General features: G+C 70.0%; 16 protein-coding genes. 10 read left to right on the plus strand and 6 right to left on the minus strand.

The annotated features are described in order from the left end of the window. Positions 1–107: 107 nt before the first annotated feature. The 3 genes from ACIA8D_RS09355 to ACIA8D_RS09365 all read left to right on the plus strand — a co-directional run bounded on the left by ACIA8D_RS09355 (position 108) and on the right by ACIA8D_RS09365 (position 3,991). Entirely contained in the window at positions 108–992 is an 885-nt protein-coding gene (locus tag ACIA8D_RS09355; protein ID WP_399230271.1) for a FadR/GntR family transcriptional regulator, read from the plus strand. 454 nt (positions 993–1,446) lie between these two features. Then, positions 1,447–2,997, plus strand: a complete 1,551-nt coding sequence (locus ACIA8D_RS09360; RefSeq protein ID WP_399230273.1) for an RNA polymerase sigma factor — start codon at positions 1,447–1,449, stop codon at positions 2,995–2,997. 160 nt (positions 2,998–3,157) lie between these two features. Continuing rightward, the gene (locus ACIA8D_RS09365; protein WP_399230275.1) at positions 3,158–3,991 is read left to right on the plus strand and encodes a serine protease; all 834 of its coding nucleotides are present in this window, start codon (positions 3,158–3,160) and stop codon (positions 3,989–3,991) included. A 102-nt stretch (positions 3,992–4,093) separates the two neighbouring features. Here ACIA8D_RS09365 and ACIA8D_RS09370 read toward each other — a convergent pair whose 3' ends face one another. Then, complete coding sequence (locus tag ACIA8D_RS09370) at positions 4,094–4,324, minus strand: hypothetical protein (RefSeq protein WP_356378190.1); 231 nt, start codon at positions 4,322–4,324, stop codon at positions 4,094–4,096. Positions 4,325–4,764: 440 nt separating this feature from the next. Between ACIA8D_RS09370 and ACIA8D_RS09375 the strand changes: the two genes are divergently transcribed. The 6 genes from ACIA8D_RS09375 (at position 4,765) to ACIA8D_RS09400 (ending at position 11,674) form a co-directional block, all read left to right on the plus strand. Further along, positions 4,765–6,888 (plus strand): type IIA DNA topoisomerase subunit B, encoded by a 2,124-nt coding sequence (locus tag ACIA8D_RS09375; RefSeq protein WP_399230277.1) that lies wholly within the window; start codon positions 4,765–4,767, stop codon positions 6,886–6,888. Between the two features lie 184 nt (positions 6,889–7,072). Continuing rightward, positions 7,073–7,579, plus strand: coding sequence for a DUF1453 domain-containing protein (locus tag ACIA8D_RS09380; RefSeq protein WP_399230278.1), 507 nt, complete (start codon positions 7,073–7,075; stop codon positions 7,577–7,579). Beyond that, positions 7,576–8,736 (plus strand): sensor histidine kinase, encoded by a 1,161-nt coding sequence (locus ACIA8D_RS09385; RefSeq protein WP_399230279.1) that lies wholly within the window; start codon positions 7,576–7,578, stop codon positions 8,734–8,736. The genes ACIA8D_RS09380 and ACIA8D_RS09385 overlap by 4 nt, the downstream gene beginning before the upstream one ends. Further along, on the plus strand, positions 8,733–9,440 hold the full coding sequence (locus ACIA8D_RS09390) for a response regulator (RefSeq protein WP_399230281.1): 708 nt from the start codon (positions 8,733–8,735) through the stop codon (positions 9,438–9,440). Before ACIA8D_RS09385 ends, ACIA8D_RS09390 begins: the two co-directional genes overlap by 4 nt. A 93-nt stretch (positions 9,441–9,533) precedes the next feature. Beyond that, complete coding sequence (locus tag ACIA8D_RS09395; RefSeq protein ID WP_399230283.1) at positions 9,534–10,067, plus strand: DUF485 domain-containing protein; 534 nt, start codon at positions 9,534–9,536, stop codon at positions 10,065–10,067. Next, positions 10,064–11,674 (plus strand): cation acetate symporter, encoded by a 1,611-nt coding sequence (locus ACIA8D_RS09400; RefSeq protein ID WP_399230284.1) that lies wholly within the window; start codon positions 10,064–10,066, stop codon positions 11,672–11,674. Before ACIA8D_RS09395 ends, ACIA8D_RS09400 begins: the two co-directional genes overlap by 4 nt. Positions 11,675–11,692: 18 nt before the next feature. Here the strand turns inward: ACIA8D_RS09400 and ACIA8D_RS09405 are convergent, their stop codons facing one another. The 4 genes from ACIA8D_RS09405 to ACIA8D_RS09420 form a co-directional block, all read right to left on the minus strand. Then, complete coding sequence (locus ACIA8D_RS09405; RefSeq protein ID WP_399230286.1) at positions 11,693–12,370, minus strand: response regulator; 678 nt, start codon at positions 12,368–12,370, stop codon at positions 11,693–11,695. Then, entirely contained in the window at positions 12,367–14,028 is a 1,662-nt protein-coding gene (locus ACIA8D_RS09410) for an ATP-binding protein (protein ID WP_399230288.1), read from the minus strand. The genes ACIA8D_RS09405 and ACIA8D_RS09410 overlap by 4 nt, the downstream gene beginning before the upstream one ends. Positions 14,029–14,113: 85 nt before the next feature. Further along, complete coding sequence (locus ACIA8D_RS09415; protein WP_399230290.1) at positions 14,114–15,088, minus strand: sucrase ferredoxin; 975 nt, start codon at positions 15,086–15,088, stop codon at positions 14,114–14,116. 28 nt (positions 15,089–15,116) lie between these two features. Next, positions 15,117–16,385, minus strand: coding sequence for a citrate synthase family protein (locus ACIA8D_RS09420; RefSeq protein WP_399230292.1), 1,269 nt, complete (start codon positions 16,383–16,385; stop codon positions 15,117–15,119). A gap of 97 nt (positions 16,386–16,482) precedes the next feature. Here ACIA8D_RS09420 and ACIA8D_RS09425 point away from each other — a divergent pair, with 97 nt between their 5' ends. Continuing rightward, positions 16,483–17,670 (plus strand): citrate synthase/methylcitrate synthase, encoded by a 1,188-nt coding sequence (locus tag ACIA8D_RS09425; RefSeq protein WP_399230293.1) that lies wholly within the window; start codon positions 16,483–16,485, stop codon positions 17,668–17,670. A 79-nt stretch (positions 17,671–17,749) separates the two neighbouring features. Here ACIA8D_RS09425 and ACIA8D_RS09430 read toward each other — a convergent pair whose 3' ends face one another. Then, the gene (locus ACIA8D_RS09430; RefSeq protein WP_399230295.1) at positions 17,750–17,986 is read right to left on the minus strand and encodes a hypothetical protein; all 237 of its coding nucleotides are present in this window, start codon (positions 17,984–17,986) and stop codon (positions 17,750–17,752) included. Positions 17,987–18,148 lie beyond the last annotated feature (162 nt).

Here is an 18,148-nt window from a genome sequence, read left to right on the forward strand (position 1 = left end):
CTTCTTTCCGATAAGGCGTCAAGTACGGCGAGGAGGGAGATCACCCTTTCGTGTGCTTTTCACCAAAGACCTCAAGGGAGTTGGGGACGGCGCCGACAACAGATTCCGTGAGTACCCTTGCGCACACCATGATGACCGCCGCCCGCTCCGCCGACTCCGGCCTCGCAGGACCGGGCGAACTCGACCGCTACCCCTATGTGGAGCCGACCGCCGACCGCGTCGGCGGCCCCGCATGGGAGAGCCCCGACCCGGATCTCGGCCGGGTGGGCCGACGTGCCGGGGGCAGTCGGGGGCGCGGTCTGCACGGCCAACTCGTCCAGCAGCTCGGTCAGATGATCGTCTCCGGCGACCTCGGCGCCGACCGCCCGCTGGTTCCGGAGGAGATCGGCCAGCGGTTCGAGGTGTCCCGCACCGTCGTCCGCGAGTCCCTGCGCGTACTGGAGGCCAAGGGCCTGGTCAGCGCCCGGCCGAACGTCGGCACGCGTGTGCGGCCGGTCAGCGACTGGAACCTGCTGGACCCGGACATCATCGAATGGCGCGCCTTCGGGCCGCAGCGCGACGACCAGCGACGCGAGCTCAGCGAGCTGCGGTGGACGATCGAGCCCCTCGCCGCGCGGCTCGCCGCGGGGCACGGCAGGGAGGACGTGCAGCAGCGCCTGGCCGACATGGTGGAGATCATGCGGCACGCGCTGGGGCAGGGCGACTCGATCACGTTCTCGCGCGCCGACGCCGAGTTCCACTCCCTGCTCATCCAGCTCGCGGGCAACAGGATGCTCGAACACCTCTCCGGCATCGTGTCCGCCGCCCTGCACGTCTCCGGCGGCCCGGTCATCGGCTGCGACCGCCCGAACGAGACGGTCGTCGCGCACCACGCGCGCATCGTCGACGCGCTCGCCGCGGGTGATGGCTCGGGAGCCGAGGCGGCCATGCGCCAGCTGCTCACCGTCCACCCCGAGGTGGAGCGCGTCGTGCCCGCTCCCCGCGAGCACTGACCGCGCCAGGGGCGCGACTGGGCGGGGAGGGCGAACCATGGGTCGCCGGACGGTGCCGCATGTGCGACGTGGACGCGACGCATGTGCAGGAGGGCGCCCTCCGGCGACCCGAGGCGTAGGCGGAAGGTTCGTTCTCCTCTGGGGATCCGTTCTTCGGGGGACGCTCGCAGCCCGGACGAGTTCAGCCGCATGACCTGTTCTGTCCGTATCAGTCAGTCTTTGACCGATAACGCGGTGTGACTCGGACCACGCAGATTGGGCGTAACGCTCCTCGGGGTAGCGCGATGACCTAAGAGGTGACAGCCGAGGAGGGAATACAGCAGCCGCTTGTGGCGCTGTCCATCTCCCAGGCTCCTGCCCGCGCCGTCGGCCCATCCCCAAGCCGGCGGTCGTCGGCTCCGGTCCACACAGGACGGGGCCGGAAGCCGTTTTCCAACGTTCCGAGAGGTTGTTCGTGTCGGCCAGCACATCCCGTACGCTCCCGCCGGAGATCGCCGAGTCCGTCTCTGTCATGGCGCTCATTGAGCGGGGAAAGGCTGATGGCCAGATCGCCGGCGACGACGTGCGCCGTGCGTTCGAAGCCGACCAGATTCCGGCCACTCAGTGGAAGAACGTTCTGCGCAGCCTCAACCAGATCCTCGAGGAAGAGGGTGTGACGCTGATGGTCAGTGCCGCTGAGCCCAAGCGTCCCCGAAAGAGCAGCGTCGCAGCCAAGAGTCCGGTCAAGCGCACCGCGACCAAGACCGTCGCGGCCAAGACGGTCACCGCAAAGAAGGTCGCCGCCAGCACCACCCCCGAGCCGCCGGCCGTCGAGGCCGTCGACGAGGAGGCCGAGCCGGCCAAGAAGGCCGTGGCGAAGAAGGCGCCGGCCAAGAAGGCCGCCGCCAAGAAGACGGTCGCCAAGAAAACCGCCGCGAAGAAGACCGCCGCCAAGAAGGACGACGACCTTCTTGAGGACGAGGCGACCGAGGAGACCGCCCCCGCCGCCGGTAAGGCCGGCGAGGGTGAGCCGGCCGAGGAGAAGGAGGGGCAGGGCTTCGTCCTGTCCGACGACGACGAGGACGACGCGCCGGCCCAGCAGGTCGCCGCCGCCGGTGCCACCGCCGACCCGGTCAAGGACTACCTGAAGCAGATCGGCAAGGTCCCGCTCCTCAACGCGGAGCAGGAGGTTGAGCTCGCCAAGCGCATCGAGGCCGGTCTCTTCGCCGAGGACAAGCTGGCCAACGCCGACAAGCTCGCGCCGAAGCTCAAGCGCGAGCTGGAGATCATCGCCGAGGACGGGCGCCGCGCCAAGAACCACCTCCTGGAGGCCAACCTCCGTCTGGTGGTCTCCCTGGCCAAGCGCTACACCGGCCGCGGCATGCTCTTCCTGGACCTCATCCAGGAGGGCAACCTCGGTCTGATCCGCGCGGTCGAGAAGTTCGACTACACCAAGGGCTACAAGTTCTCGACGTACGCCACCTGGTGGATCCGTCAGGCGATCACCCGCGCCATGGCCGACCAGGCCCGCACCATCCGTATCCCGGTGCACATGGTCGAGGTCATCAACAAGCTCGCGCGCGTGCAGCGTCAGATGCTCCAGGACCTGGGCCGCGAGCCCACCCCGGAGGAGCTGGCCAAGGAACTCGACATGACCCCCGAGAAGGTCATCGAGGTCCAGAAGTACGGCCGCGAGCCCATCTCCCTGCACACCCCGCTGGGCGAGGACGGCGACAGCGAGTTCGGTGACCTCATCGAGGACTCCGAGGCGGTCGTCCCGGCCGACGCGGTCAGCTTCACGCTCCTCCAGGAGCAGCTGCACTCCGTGCTCGACACCCTGTCCGAGCGCGAGGCGGGCGTCGTCTCCATGCGCTTCGGTCTCACCGACGGTCAGCCGAAGACCCTCGACGAGATCGGCAAGGTCTACGGCGTAACGCGTGAGCGCATCCGCCAGATCGAGTCCAAGACGATGTCGAAGCTGCGTCACCCGTCGCGCTCGCAGGTCCTGCGTGACTACCTCGACTAGTCACAGGCGCTGAACGGCCCTCAGAAGGCCCGGCAATTCCCCGCTCGCGGAGAGTGCCGGGCCTTCGTCGTGGGCGCGTGTGGACGGATCCTCGCGGTGCGCGGCGGGTCTCGCTGAATGACGCTGGGTGTGCCGTTGCAACCCAGAGTGAGGAGACCGTATGCGTCGCCCTTTCGCGAGAGTGCTGACCGCTCCACTGGCCGCGCTGGCCGCGGCGGCGGTGCTGCCGCTGGCTTCCCCCCAGCCGGCGGCCGCCGACGAGGGGATCGTCGGGGGGCATCGGGTCGACGCCGCCAAGAGTCCCTGGGTGGTGGCGCTCGCGAGTCGTGACCGGTTCGGAGGCAACCGCGCGGGTCAGTTCTGCGGGGGAGTGGTCGTCGGTCGGTCGACGGTGCTCACCGCGGCGCACTGCCTTGGCGAGGACGTGCTCGGCGCGCCGCGCGATCAGGTGCGGGATCTCAAGGCGATCGTCGGCCGCGGCGATCTCGGTACGTCCAACGGAACCGAGGCGTCCGTGCGCAGCGAATGGATCAACCCGGCGTACGACGGCCGGACGAACGCCGGTGATGTGGCGGCCCTCACACTCGACACACGGCTGCCCGAGGGATATGTGATCCCGATCGCCGGCGAGAAGGATCCGGCCTACCGGGCCGGCACCGACGCCTCCGTCTACGGCTGGGGTGACACGACGGGAGCGGGCGACTACGCGCGTACGTTGCATGCCGCGCAGGTGAAGGTGCTCGCCGACGCCGAGTGCAAGAAGGCGTATCCGCCGGGTGGCACGGACGGGACGTACAAGCCGTCGTCCATGCTCTGCGCGGGCGAGCCCGCCGGAGGCAAGGATGCCTGCCAAGGGGACAGCGGCGGCCCGCTGGTCGCCGGGGGCAAGCTGATCGGTCTCGTGTCCTGGGGGAGCGGATGTGGGCGCGCGGGCAGTCCCGGCGTCTACACGCGCGCCTCGGAGGCGCTGCGCGTGCTGCAGCAGCACGCCTGACGCGTCGTACGGATACGAGGACGGGCGGCTGCTCCTGTGGTCAGGAGCAGCCGCCCGATCACCGGCCTGATGCCGGAGCTGGCTCGTCGTGTGTGCGAGGCGTCAGCGTTCCTCGGTCTCGGCGCTTGCCGGAACGGCGGTGAGCCGCTCCGTCTCGTCCTGTATCTCAGCGGCGATCTTCTTGAGTTCCGGCTCGAACTTGCGACCGTGGTGGGCGCAGAAGAGCAGTTCACCACCGCTGATCAGGACGACGCGCAGATATGCCTGGGCGCCGCAACGGTCACAGCGGTCAGCGGCCGTCAGGGGGGTCGCGGGGGTCAGAACAGTAGTCACGTCGCCTCTTCTCTAGCTCGACGAGCTGTCGTACCAGGGTCAACATCCAACCAGGCCGAAAACGTTCCCGCTCGCGGCTTTTCCTCGAAAAATTTCTTCGAGGCCGGCTGTCTGTCGCCGGGTGGCGGCGAATGTGCCGTATTGCGTCTCTAACGTCTTACGGGTTCGCGCGTTCTGTCAGGTCGGTCCTCCCCCGGCTGGTTGCCGGTTTGTTCATGAGGACGTGCCCGGAGCCTAAATGGTTCATGCCTGGAAGGGAACGTGATGTGGGCGTCACTCCATCGAGGGATCGAACACTCATGCGATCCTGGACTAGTCTGGGCTGAGGTGAGGGTGGCGTGACAAAGGCTCTACCAGGCCTCGGTACCCTCTGAACGGCGACCGACGCCGGCCCTTCATTTGTGAGGGCCCCATCTGAAATTCAGCGAGGAGCGAACCGCGTGACCGCCGATACGTCCGTGCCGTCCACAGCGCTGCTGACCGGAGCAGACCGGGACGGTTCCAACTACACCGCGCGGCACCTGCTCGTCCTTGAGGGGCTCGAAGCCGTACGCAAGCGTCCGGGCATGTACATCGGCTCGACCGATAGTCGTGGCCTGATGCACTGCCTCTGGGAGATCATCGACAACTCGGTCGACGAGGCTCTCGGCGGCTACTGCGACCGCATCGAAGTGATCCTTCACGACGACGCCTCCGTAGAGGTGCGGGACAACGGCCGCGGCATCCCCGTGGACGTCGAGCCCAAGACCGGCCTTTCCGGAGTCGAGGTCGTCATGACCAAGCTCCACGCGGGCGGCAAGTTCGGCGGGGGCGCGTACGCGGCCTCCGGCGGCCTGCACGGCGTGGGCGCCTCCGTGGTGAACGCGCTGTCGGCGCGCCTCGACGTCGAGGTGGACCTCAACGGGCACACGCACGCCATCAGCTTCCGGCGCGGCGTCCCCGGCGGCTTCGCCAAGGCCGGACCCGACGCTTCGTTCGACCCCTCGGTGCGGCTGAGCAAGGTCAAGAAGGTCCCCAAGGCGCGCCGGGGCACCAGGGTCCGCTACTGGGCGGACCGCCAGATCTTCCTGAAGGACGCCAAGCTCTCCCTGAGCGACCTGCACCAGCGCGCGCGGCAGACCGCGTTCCTGGTGCCGGGCCTGACCATCGTCGTGCGCGACGAGTTCGGCCTCGGTGAGGGCGGCAGCAAGGGCGAGGAATCCTTCCGTTTCGACGGCGGCATCAGCGAGTTCTGCGAGTACCTGGCGCAGGACAAGCCGGTCTGCGACGTCCTCCGCTTCACCGGGCAGGGCACCTTCAAGGAGACCGTCCCCGTGCTCGACGAGCACGGGCAGATGACGCCGACCGAGGTCCAGCGCGAGCTCGGTGTCGACATCGCGCTGCGCTGGGGCACCGGGTACGACACGACCATCAAGTCGTTCGTGAACATCATCGCCACGCCCAAGGGCGGCACCCATGTGACGGGCTTCGAGCGCTCGCTCACGAAGACGATGAACGAGGTGCTGCGCGCCCAGAAGGTGCTGCGCGTGGCCGAGGACGACGTCGTCAAGGACGACGCCCTGGAAGGCCTCACGGCCGTCGTCACGGTGCGTCTGGCGGAGCCGCAGTTCGAGGGCCAGACCAAGGAGGTCCTTGGTACCTCTGCGGCCAACAGGATCGTCGCGAACGTCGTGGCCAAGGAGCTCAAGGCGTTCCTGTCGTCAACCAAGCGCGACGCCAAGGCGCAGGCCCGTGCCGTCATGGAGAAGGCCGTCGCCGCCGCCCGTACGCGCATCGCCGCGCGTCAGCACAAGGACGCGCAGCGTCGCAAGACGGCCCTGGAGTCCTCGTCCCTCCCCGCCAAGCTCGCGGACTGCCGCAGCGACGACGTGGAGCGCAGCGAGCTGTTCATCGTCGAGGGCGACTCCGCGCTCGGCACCGCCAAGCTCGCCCGGAACTCCGAGTTCCAGGCACTGCTGCCGATCCGCGGCAAGATCCTCAACGTTCAGAAGTCGTCCGTGACGGACATGCTGAAGAACGTGGAGTGCGGCGCCATCATCCAGGTCATAGGAGCCGGGTCCGGCCGGACCTTCGACATCGACGCGGCGCGCTACGGGAAGATCATCCTGCTCGTCGACGCCGACGTCGACGGCGCGCACATCCGCACGCTGCTGCTGACGCTGTTTCAGCGCTACATGCGGCCGATGATCGAGGCAGGCCGGGTCTTCGCCGCCGTGCCGCCCCTGCACCGCATCGAGCTGGTCCAGCCCAAGAAGGGCCAGGACAAGTACGTCTACACGTACTCGGACCGCGAACTGCGCGAGACCCTGCTGGAGCTCCAGCGCAAGGGCGTGCGGTACAAGGACTCGATCCAGCGGTACAAGGGTCTCGGCGAGATGGACGCCGACCAGCTCGCGGAGACCACGATGGACCCGCGCCACCGCACGCTGCGCCGGATCAACATCGGCGAGCTGGAGGCGGCGGAGCACGTCTTCGACCTGCTGATGGGCAATGACGTGGCGCCGCGCAAGGAGTTCATCAGCAGCTCCGCCTCGACCCTCGACCGCTCGCGCATCGACATGTAGCGACGAGGACGGGGACGCGGCGATCGCGTCCCCGCCGCGCAGTTCACCGCACGCGGCTCCACCCACGGGTGGAGCCGCATGTTCCACCCGTGATCCACCCTGGCTCCGATCTCCTGACCTGCTGTTTTCCGTAGCGTCGAAGGCGTTGAACCACTTCGCTCCCGACCGCTCCACGGAGGCAGTCATGTCCGGGGTCCCCACCGTCTTGGTGATCGTCGCCGTCGTCGCACTCGTCCTGGTGTGCCAGTTCAGGACGGAGCGCCTGTCCGGCGACCGGAAGTGGTGGCTCCTGCCCGCGATCCTCGCGGTCCTCGCCGTGAAGGACGGAGCGGTGACGGACCCCCATGATGCGACGGGCTCGGTCGTGCTGCTTGCCGTCGAGGTGCTGGTGAGTGTGGGCATAGGCGTCGGGTGGGCGTTCACGACCCGCGTCTGGACGGACGACCGGGGCGATGTGTGGACCAAGGGCACCATCGCGACGGCCGGGGCCTGGCTCGGTGGCGTCGCGGCCCGCGCCTGTGTGGCGGGCGTCGGTCTGGCGATGGGCATCCACCTCGGCAGCTCGGGCCTCATGCTCGGCTTCGCCGTCTCACTCCTGGTCCGCTCCGGGCTGCTGATGCTGCGGGCCGACCGGGAGCGCTCGGCGTACGTTGGTCCTGTCGCCCAGCCGGCGTGGGAGGACCGCAGGTGAACTCCGTAAAGTGGACGGAATGGCCCTCCCGGGAGGCGCTCTCCCGTGAGGGAGTCACCCGCGCCCGACGGATGCTTGCCCGGGCGGTGCGGCTGGTCGTGGTCGCGGTCCTGGTGTGGACCGCCGTCACGCAGCGCGATGTCAGCGACTGGGCGCTGATCTTCGCTCCCGTGCTGCTGATCGCTTCCGCGGCAGCCGCCTGGGCCTTCTTCCGCACCACGCTCGACCACCGGTTGTGGCCCTCGCTCGGGCTGCTGGCGTTCTTGGTGGGGACCGCTGTGCTGGCCCAATGGGCGGGATTCGCCGGGCCGGCCATCGTCCTGTGGTGCGGCTGCGCGGTCTCGGCGCTGGAGCGGCTGCCCCTGGCCGCCTCCGTGCCCGCCACCGCGGTGGCACTCACCGGCTTCGCGGTGGTCAACAACGACGCCTGGCTGACCACCGCCGTCGTTGCCATCGGCCTCTGCCTGTCCGGGTACGTGCTGCGGCTGGACGCCGAAGCGCGGGGGAGCGCGCAGCGGGCCTTGGAGCAGGAGCGTGCCGCGCGTGCCGCAGAGGCCGAGTCGGCGGCGCTCGCCGAGCGGTCGCGGATCGCCCGCGAGATCCACGACGTCCTCGCGCACAGCCTCTCCGCCCAACTCGTGCACCTGGAGGCCGCCCGGCTCCTCATCGAACGCGGGGCGGACCGCGACCAGATCCTGGAGCGCGTCGTGGCGGCGCGCGGCATGGCCCGGGACGGACTCGACGAGACCCGGCAGGCCCTGTCCGCGCTGCGGGGCGAGATGACGCCGCTGGAGGACTTCCTGCGGGAGCTGGTCGCATCCTCGGACGGTGCGACGCTCACGGTGGGAGGAGGCGGCCGCAGGGCCGTGCCCGCCGAGGCGTCCCAGACCGTGCGCAGAGTGGCACAGGAGGCGCTGACGAACGTGCGCAAGCATGCGCCGGGCGCGAAGACGGACGTCCGGCTGGAGTACGGGACGGGCGAAGTGGCCCTGGAGGTACGGGATTCGGGGGCGTCCCGGCCGCACGAGGAGCTCACTGTCAGTGGCGGCGGTTACGGTCTGTTGGGGATGAAGGAGCGCGCCGAGTTGTTGGGCGGCACGCTCGAGGCGGGACCGTACGAGGAGGGTTTCGTGGTCAAGTTGAAGGTTCCCGTATGAGCGGGGCCCAGGCGGGGGAGCGCGCGGGGAGGCCACCGGCCCGCGTGGTGGTGGTCGACGACCAGACGGTGGTGCGCGAAGGCATCGTGATGCTGCTCGGGCTGCTGCCCGGGATCGAGGTCGTGGGCTCCGGGGGAGATGGTGACGAGGCGGTCGCGCTCGTGGCCGAACTGTCCCCGGACGTCGTCCTGATGGACCTGCGCATGCCGCGCTGCGACGGAGCGGAGGCGACCAGACGGATCCGGCAGGAGTACCCGGGCACCCAGGTCGTCGTCCTGACCACGTACGCCGATGACGAGTCGCTCTTCCCGGCCCTCAGAGCGGGAGCGCGCGGCTATCTCACGAAGGACGCCGGCGGGGACGAGATCGTCCGGGCGGTGGAGGGCGTGCTGTCCGGCGACGCGGGCCTCTCGCCGAAGATCCAGCGGCGGCTCCTGGAAAGACTGTCGCAGCCCGAGGCCGCCGTGCCGGATCCCGTGGAACCCCCTGATGGCCTGACGGCGCGGGAGGCCGAGGTTCTGGTGCTGATCGCCGAGGGGCTGACGAACCAGGAGATCGCCACGTCGCTGCACGTCTCCACCGCGACGGTGAAGACGCACATCAACAATCTGTTCGCGAAGGCAGGGCTCAAGGACCGGGCCCAGGCCGTCCGTTACGCGTATCGGCACGGACTCGCGAAACTGCCGGGATCGTCCATCACCTAATGGGGTGAAGGGTCTGCGGAGAGCGTCCGGGATCTTCCCGGTCTGTCCATCCTTGGTCCGCGGCCGCAGTGGGCCGCGGACAAGGAGAGTCCGGTGGACAAGCACGACGGGCGCGCGACCGCGCGGCCCAGGGCCGTTGCCACGAGGGGCAGTGGCGATCCCTGGTACGACGAGCCGGACGCGGAATGGGGTGAGTGGCGCGGTCCGGACGCGATGTCGGCCGCCGTTCCCGCCCAGTCCGTGCCGTCCGAGCGGAGCGCGGCGGGGGTCTACCTGGAGGTGCAGCGCAGCGCGGCGTTTCAGGAAGTGCGCAGGCGCTACCGGCGGTTCGTCGTCCCAGCGTTCGTACTCTTCTTCGCCTGGTACGTCGCGTACGTCGTGACCGCCACGACGGCGCCCGGCCTGATGGCCGAACCGGTCGCGGGCGCCGTGAACGTGGCGATGGTCGCGGGCCTCGGACAGTTCGCCAGCACATTCCTGCTGACGTGGCTGTACGCGCGCCACGCGCGGCTGCGGCGTGATCGCGCGGCGCTCGAACTGCGCTGGGACACGCAGGAGATGACGCGCGGCATCGTCGGGCACGCGCGCGTGAACGGTGCTGCGCGCGGCGAGGGTGGGCAGCGGTGACGGGCGCGCATCAGACCCTCGCACTGGTCCTGTTCAGCGCGTTCGTGGCGGTCACGCTCGCCATCACGACCTGGGCGAGCCGTAAGCGACACGGTTCGGCCGAGGAGTTCTACGCGGGCGGCCGGCTGTTCTCGCCCATGGAGAACGGATTCGCCATCGCGGGCGACTACATGTCGGCCGCGTCCTTCCTCGGCATCTCCGGACTGATCGCGCTGTTCGGCTACGACGGGCTGCTCTACTCGGTCGGCTTCCTCGTGGCCTGGCTCGTGGTGCTCTTCCTCGTGGCCGAACTGGTGCGCAACTGCGGGCGGTTCACGCTCGCCGACGTCGTCGCGGCCCGGATGCGGGAGCGGCCGGTGCGCATCGCCGCGGGAACTTCCTCGGTGACCGTGTCCGTTCTATATCTGGTGGCGCAGATGGTGGGTGCCGGAAGCCTCGTCGCGCTGCTGTTGGGGGAGGCGAGTGGCGCCGCGCAGGCCTGGACCGTCGTCGGTGTGGGCGCGCTCATGGTCGTCTATGTGTCGATGGGAGGGATGCGGGCCACCACGTGGATCCAGATCGTGAAGGCCGTCCTGCTCATGGGCGGGGCGATCGCCCTGACGGTGCTCGTCCTGGCGCGCTTTCACGGAGACTTCGACCAGCTGCTGCGCACCGCCGCCGCACGCAGCGGGCACGGATCGGACTTCCTCGTGCCCGGTCTGAAGTACGGCGGAAGCTGGACCGCGCGCTTCGACTTCATCAGCCTGGGCCTCGCGCTCGTGCTCGGCACGGCGGGCCTTCCGCACATCCTGTCGCGCTTCTACACCGTGCCGACCGCGCGGGCCGCGCGCCGCTCGGTCGTGTGGTCCATCGGCCTCATCGGCAGCTTCTACCTGATGACGATCGTGCTCGGGTTCGGGGCCGCGGCCCTCGTGGGCCCCGAGGCCGTACGGGGCTCGAATGCCGCGGGGAACACGGCGGTTCCGCTGCTCGCCCTCGACCTGGGCGGCGGCGCCGACTCCACGGGGGGCACGGTGCTGTTCGCGATCGTGGCTGCGGTCGCCTTCGCCACCATCCTCGCCGTCGTAGCCGGGATCACGCTGGCGTCCTCGGCCTCCGTGGCGCACGACCTGTACGCGACGCTCCGTCGAGGCGGCCCCGAGGGGAAGCCCGGTGGCAAGCAGTGGAGCGAGGTCGCGGTGGCGCGGGTCGCCGCGGCCGGCGTCGGCGTGCTCGCGATCGGACTCGGGCTGCTCGCGCGGGACCTGAACGTGGCGTTCCTGGTCGGGCTCGCGTTCGCGGTCGCCGCGTCGGCCAATCTGCCCGTGCTGCTCTACTCGCTGTTCTGGCGAGGCTTCACCACGCGCGGAGCCGTGTGGTCGGTGTACGGCGGTCTGGTGCCCGCGCTGGTGCTCGTGGTGCTGTCCCCGGTGGTTTCCGGAAGCCCCGCATCACTGTTCCCCGGCGTCGACTTCCAGTACTTCCCGTTGGAGAATCCCGGGCTCGTCTCGATCCCGCTCGGCTTCCTCGCGGGCTGGCTCGGCACCGTGACCTCTCCCGAGGAGCCGGACGAGGCCAAGCACGCGGAGACCGAGGTACGGGCGCTGACGGGCGCGGGGGCGGTCTGACATGCCCCTGCGGGGGAGTCAGCGGCTGGCGGCCCACTCGTAGCGGTGTTCGGGCCGTCCGGTGTCGCCGTACTTGAGACTCAGCCGCACGCGCCCGGTCCGCTCCAGGAGCTTGAGGTAGCGCTGGGCGGTCTGCCGGCTGAGCCCGGTGGCATCGGCCAGTTCCTGCGCCGACAGTGGGCCTTCGGCGGTCATCATGGCCCGGCGGACCAGCTCGGCGGTGGTGGGCGAGTGGCCCTTGGGCAGCTCGGGCGCGGGTCCGGCGGAGAGCGCGCCGAAGATCCGGTCGACCTCCGCCTGTTCCGCCTCGCCCCCGCCGTCGAGGGTGCGCCGCAACGTCGCGTACGCCTCCAACTTGCCTCGCAGGCCCGCGAACGAGAACGGCTTGACCAGGTACTGCAGCGCCCCGTGGCGCATCGCGGCCTGCACGGTCCCCACGTCGCGCGCCGCGGTCACCATGATCACGTCGATCTGGTGGCCGCGCTCGCGCACCGTCCGGGCCAGCCCCAGACCCGTCCGGTCCGGCAGGTAGTGGTCGAGCAGCACCAGATCGACATGGAGCTCCTCGATCCGCTCGAGCGCCTCGGCCGCGCTGTGGGCGGTCGCCGCGACACGGAATCCCGGAACCTTCGCCACATAGGCGGCGTTGACGTCGGCCACGCGCGTGTCGTCGTCCACGACCAGTACGTCGATCATCGGGCCTCCTCGGTCACGTCCGGCACGTCCGGCACGTCCGGCACGTCCACGGTCAGGGCCTCCGGAAGGACGACGACGAATTCGGCGCCCCCGAGAGGCGACCGGTTCACCTCGGCGGTGCCGCCCTGCCGCTCGGCGAACCTGCGGACCAGGGCGAGTCCGATGCCGCGCTTGCCGTGGGCCGGCGGCTCCTTGGTGGACCAGCCTTCCACGAAGACGGTCTCCCGCTGGTCGGCGGGGACGCCCGGTCCCGAATCGCGTACCCGTAGGACCGCACTACGGCGTTCGGCGCGCAGCACCACCTCCACGCGCGCGTGCTGCCCCGAACCCGCGGCCGCGTCCAGGGCGTTGTCCACCAGGTTGCCGACGATCGTCACCAGACCGCGCGGATCGACCAGGCGGTCCGGCAGCCAGGTGTCATCGGAGATACCGAACGCGACACCGCGCTCCGCGGCCACGGTCGCCTTGCCGACCATGAGGGCCGAGAGCAGTGGGTCCTCGATCCGCTCGGTGATCTGCTCCGCGGTCACCCGGCGCGTCCCCGCAACCTCGCCGACGAAGTCCACGGCCTCCTCGTACATCTCCAGTTCCAGAAGGCCCAACAACGTATGCATGCGGTTCGCGTGTTCGTGGTCCTGCGCGCGCAGGGCGTCGATCAGGCCGCGCGTGGAGTCGAGTTCGCGGCCCAGCTGCTCCAGCTCGGTGCGGTCGCGCAAGGTGGCGACCGCACCGCCGTCGTCGGTGGGCATCCGGTTCGCGACCAGGACCCGCTGGCCACGGACGGTCAGCAGGTCGGTCCCGGTGACGTGCCCCGCGAGCACGTCCGTTGTGCGTCCCGCCCCGAGTGCCGCGTCCAGGGGCTGTCCGATGGCCCGCGCGTCCACGCCGAGCAGCCGCTGCGCCTCGTCGTTGAGCAGGCGTATCCGGCCGCCGCGGTCCAGTGCCACGACGCCCTCGCGAATGCCGTGCAGCATGGCCTCGCGCTCGGCCAGGAGCGCCGAGATGTCCGAGAAGGCGAGGTCACGGGTTTGCCGCTGGACCCGCCGCGAGATCAGATACGCGGCGAGCGCCCCGACGGCCAGGGCCCCTCCCGCGTACGCGAACAGGCCCGGGATGGCGTGGATGAGGCGCGCGCGGACGCTGTCGTACTCGATGCCGACCGAGACGGCTCCCACGATGGCCCCGTCAGCGGCCCTCAGAGGCACTTTGCCGCGCGCGGAGCGGCCGAGCGTCCCCTCGTCGATCTCCATGACCGCGCGGCCCGCCAGCGCGGCGCTGGGGTCCGTCGACACGATGTGCCCGATCCGGCCGCGGTCCGTGTGCGACCAGCGGACCCCTTCCCTGTTCATGATCACGACGTACTCCGCGCCGCTGGCCCGCCGGATCCGCTCCGCCGCGGCCTGCACGGGACCGTCCGGGCTCGGCCGTGAGGAGCGCAGCTCCTCGGCGATCCGCGGCTCCGCGGCGGTGGTCTGCGCGATGGCCAGGGCGCGGCGCATCGCCTGGTCGTCGAGCTGGTCGCTCAGCGGCGCCAGGAAGAGCCCCGTGGCCAGCACCGCCACCCCCGCGGCGATCGCCACCTGCATCACCAGCACCTGGGCGAACACCCGCTTGGGCAGGCCGAAGCGCAGTCGGCGGGCAGGGGAGGACGAACTCATGGCTCAGAACGGTACGGGCCCCTCGGCCCTGGTCGAAGGCCTTGTGGCAGGGATCTCCCCACCGCTCCCGTCCGGGAGCGCCCAGTCAGCCGCGCGGGGTGACGGCCTCACGTACAGCGACGACGTCCATGCGTGCCGGCGATCCGAGCGCGGCTCCGCAGCTCTCCGGACGGGCAGGGAGCGAGGCACCGCGGGCGACGGTGACCGTCCAGCTGCGGCCGTCGATGTGCGCGATCGTGACGTCCCAGTACGCGTTGTACGTGTGCGCATCAACAGGTGGATCGACATCAAGAGGTTGATCGATTGGTCGATCCACCGGTGCAGTGTGTACGACGCTCAGGACACCGGCACGATCCTCGGCGGCCGCCCGGCGCACGGCGAGCTCGGCGGCCTGCCCCGGGCGGTCCCAGGCGGAATTGCCGCGGCATCCCTGGAGCGCGATCCGGCCCGAGCGAACCGCGTGAAGAATCTCCTTGGCGTCGGCCGCCGAGGACCTTCCGTAGGCATAGCCGTAGGGCAGCACAAGGAGGGTGGGGGAGAAGCGGTGGCCGCCCAGGTGTGTGACCTCCCAGACGTCCGCTCCTTCGGAGGAGGCGAGTTCGGAGGCCAGAGGGCGCCCCAGAAGCGCGCAGCACCGGTCGCGTTTGCCGTTCGTGCAGACGAAGGCGAGCGGCTCGCCTTCGTGGGGTGCGCCGAAGCCGCCGTGCCGGCCCGCTCCCAAAGCGGCGAAGTCGAGCCGCAGAAGCTCTTCAGGGGCGGCGACGGTGGTGCTGCGCAGCCAGGTGTTTCCCGGGACGGTGTGGGCCGCGTACACCTGGTGGCGCTTGGCGGCGTGGTGGTCCGCGTGCCGGCCCGGACGGCGGATGAGGGCGACGCGCACGCCGGTGCCGTCGGCCGCGGCCTCCAGAGCGCGACCCACCTCGGGGTCGAGATGGCTGGAGACCAGGGCCTTCGCGCCCCACGGCCCCGGCTGTTCGATCAGCAGCCAGGTGCGCGCGGTGGCCGCCGTACCGGCCAGAGGCTCCTCAAGGTCCCGCGAGGCGGTCGTGCACGTGTTCACAGCGGCGACCCTAACCCGGCCCGCCCGGTCACTCCGTCGCGGAGGCCGACGGCAGGGGCTGCGGTGGCCGCAGTCCTACGTAGTGTCCTGTCGGCCGCATACGGAGGGGGCGTTCGTCGTACTCCTCCAGGGCGTGGGCGATCCAGCCCGCCGTGCGTGCGACGGCGAAGATCGTCTCGCCCGCCTCCGCCGGCATCCCGAACGAGGCAGTGAAGACCGCCAAGGCCAGGTCCACGTTGGCGTGCAGGTCCGTGTGGCGCGCGGTGGTGGTCACGATGTCGCGGGCAGCCATCAGGGCGGGTTGTGCCTTCGGCAGTTCCTCCAGGGCCCCGAACAGCGCCTGCGCGCGCGGGTCCTCACTCTGATAGAGCCGGTGGCCGAGCCCGGGCACGCGGCGGCCCGAGCGCAGTTCGTCGGCGACCACGGCTCCCGCGCTGCCCCGGTCGAGGACGTCGAGCAGCATCCGGTGGGCCAGACCGCTCGCCGCTCCGTGCAGCGGCCCCTCCAGGACGCCCAGGCCCGCCGAGACCGCGGCGTACGTGTGCGCCCGCGCGGACGCCGCGACGCGCACGGCGAGCGTCGAGGCCGCCAGGTCGTGATCGACCAGCAGGGCAAGGGCCATGTCCAGGACGCGCAATGACGCCTCGTCGGGCTCCCGGTAGGTCAGCCGCCCCCACAGCCGCTGGGCGATCGGAGCGCCGTCCACGTACGTCGTCCGTACGAGGGGCAGCGCCGCCGCGAGGGTGGGGATGAGGGAACGGGCGGCGCCGAGCACGGAGTCCTCGGACAGGTCGTAGCGCAGTGGGTCGGCCGTCGCCGCGGCTACGGCCGCCACTCGCAACCGGTCGATGGGGCTGCTGAGTTCGGGCAGGGCAGCCATGGCCTTGCGGGCCGCGGCGAGCGACTCCTTGGGTGCGGTGAACTGAATGCCGGGGCGAAGTCGGCCCGTCCACAGCCACTCCGCGACCTCCTCGTACGAGTGGTGGGTCGCGAGCCGTACCGCGTCGACCCCCCGGAAGAAGTACCGGTCGTCGTCGATGAGGGTGAGTCGCGTGCGCACCGACAGCTCGCCGGTGCCCGAACCGGTCGTGGTCTCCCGCCTGTTGCGGCGGGCGAGGGCCTCGACCTCGGTGGCGTCGAAAGTGCTGCCGCGCGTGCTCTCCCCGCGCCTGCTGGTGAGCTGCCCGCGGCTGACATACGCGTACACCGTCTCGGGCTTCACGCCGAGCAGCTCGGCGGTCTCCTTGGTGGTCAGTCGGCGGGCCTGATGCGTCGGTGCAGGTTCTTGATCCCTCATGCGCGTCACCGTATCCGGATCGTTCCACATTGATTCAATCAATATTGACAGTTATTGAATCAAGCATGGACAGTCGAATCAAGTCCAGGGAGGAAACATGCCGATCAACGGGACCATGCCTGCCGCGGCCGATACGGCTGCCACGGTCGTCGACGTACCACGCGGGCTCGCCGGTGTCGTCGTCACCGACACCGAACTCGGGGACGTCCGGGGGCGCGAGGGCTTCTACCACTACCGCCAGTACTCCGCTGTCGAGCTCGCGGAGACCCGCGGGTTCGAGGACGTGTGGCATCTGATGCTTCATGGGGAACTGCCCGACGCCGAGCGCTCGGTCGCCTTCGCGCGTGAGACCGCCGGGCAGCGTGGTCTGCCGGAGGAGGTGCGGGCCGCGCTGCCGGCGATCGCCCGGGCGGGCGCGGTCTCCGGGCCTCTTGCCGGGCTGCGCACGGCGCTCTCGTTGTTCGGCGCGTCCCGTGGTTTCCGGCCCGTGTATGACATCGACCGGGATGAGCGGCGTGCGGACGCCGTCGCGGCGACGGCCGTGGTCCCCACGATGCTCACCGCGCTGCATCGGCTCGGCGAGGGGCTCGAGCCGGTGGAGCCGCGCGAAGATCTCTCGTACGCGGCCAACTACCTGTACATGTTGACGGGTTCGGAGCCCGATCCCGCGCATGCACGGGCCATCGAGCAATACCTGATCTCGACCATTGACCACGGATTCAATGCGTCAACGTTCACGGGGCGGGTCATCGCGTCGACTGGGGCCGACGTCGTGGCCTCCTTGGTCGGGGCGGTCGGAGCGCTGTCCGGGCCGCTGCACGGTGGGGCGCCGAGCCGGGCGCTCGACACCCTCGACGCGATCGGCACGCCGGACCGCATCGACTCCTGGATCCGCGAGCGGGTGCTCGCGGGGGACCGGATCATGGGATTCGGCCACCCCGTCTACCGCACGGAGGATCCGCGGTCGCGCATGCTGCGCGGCATCGCGCAGCGGTTCGGCGGGCCGCTGGTGGATTTCGCGGTCCAGGTCGAGCGCCAGGTGGAGGCGATCCTCGCGGAGCTGAAGCCGGGGCGTGAGCTGCACACGAACGTGGAGTTCTACGCGGGCGTGGTCATGGAGCTGTGCGGGCTGCCGCGCACCATGTTCACGCCGACGTTCGCGGCGGCCCGGGTCGTCGGCTGGAGCGCCAACGTCCTGGAACAGTCGGAGGACTCAAAGATCATCCGCCCGGCGGCGCGGTATGTGGGGGTGGGGGCGCCGGTGGCGGTGCCACTGGTGACCTGATGGCGTGCGACGGCCGCCGACCGGATTCGCGGCGGCGGCCCTTGCGGTATGCGGCATGGCGCACCCCAGGGGGTGTCTGTCAGGCGTCGGGGATGTCCTGTTTCGCGCGCAGTAGCGTCTCCCGGTTCACGATGACGATGCGCTCGTAGTCGGCGACCCCCGCGTCCGAGGGGAGTTCGTCTCTGAGGTCCGCGGTGGCCTCCGTGCCGATGACGGCAAAATTTCCGTCGCTGAGTTCAAAGACGTCGGGGCAGGTGGCGCCTGAGGCGCTGCCCCGGGCGCTCGGGGGTACCCCGATGCGGCGGAGGATCTTCAAGGGAACCGGTTCCTTTTTGGGGGACGTCCTGAGACGTGTGTTGCTGCTGAGACCTCACAGAGGTCTCAGCAGCAGAACAAAAAAAAAATAAGGTTAAAAAAAAAAAGGGGGCCCGGGGTTTGTGGGTGGGTGTTGTGAAAAAAAAAACAAAAAAAAAAAAAA

Origin of the sequence: Streptomyces sp. NPDC051684 (assembly GCF_044453445.1) — a bacterium.
Classification (GTDB): domain Bacteria; phylum Actinomycetota; class Actinomycetes; order Streptomycetales; family Streptomycetaceae; genus Streptomyces.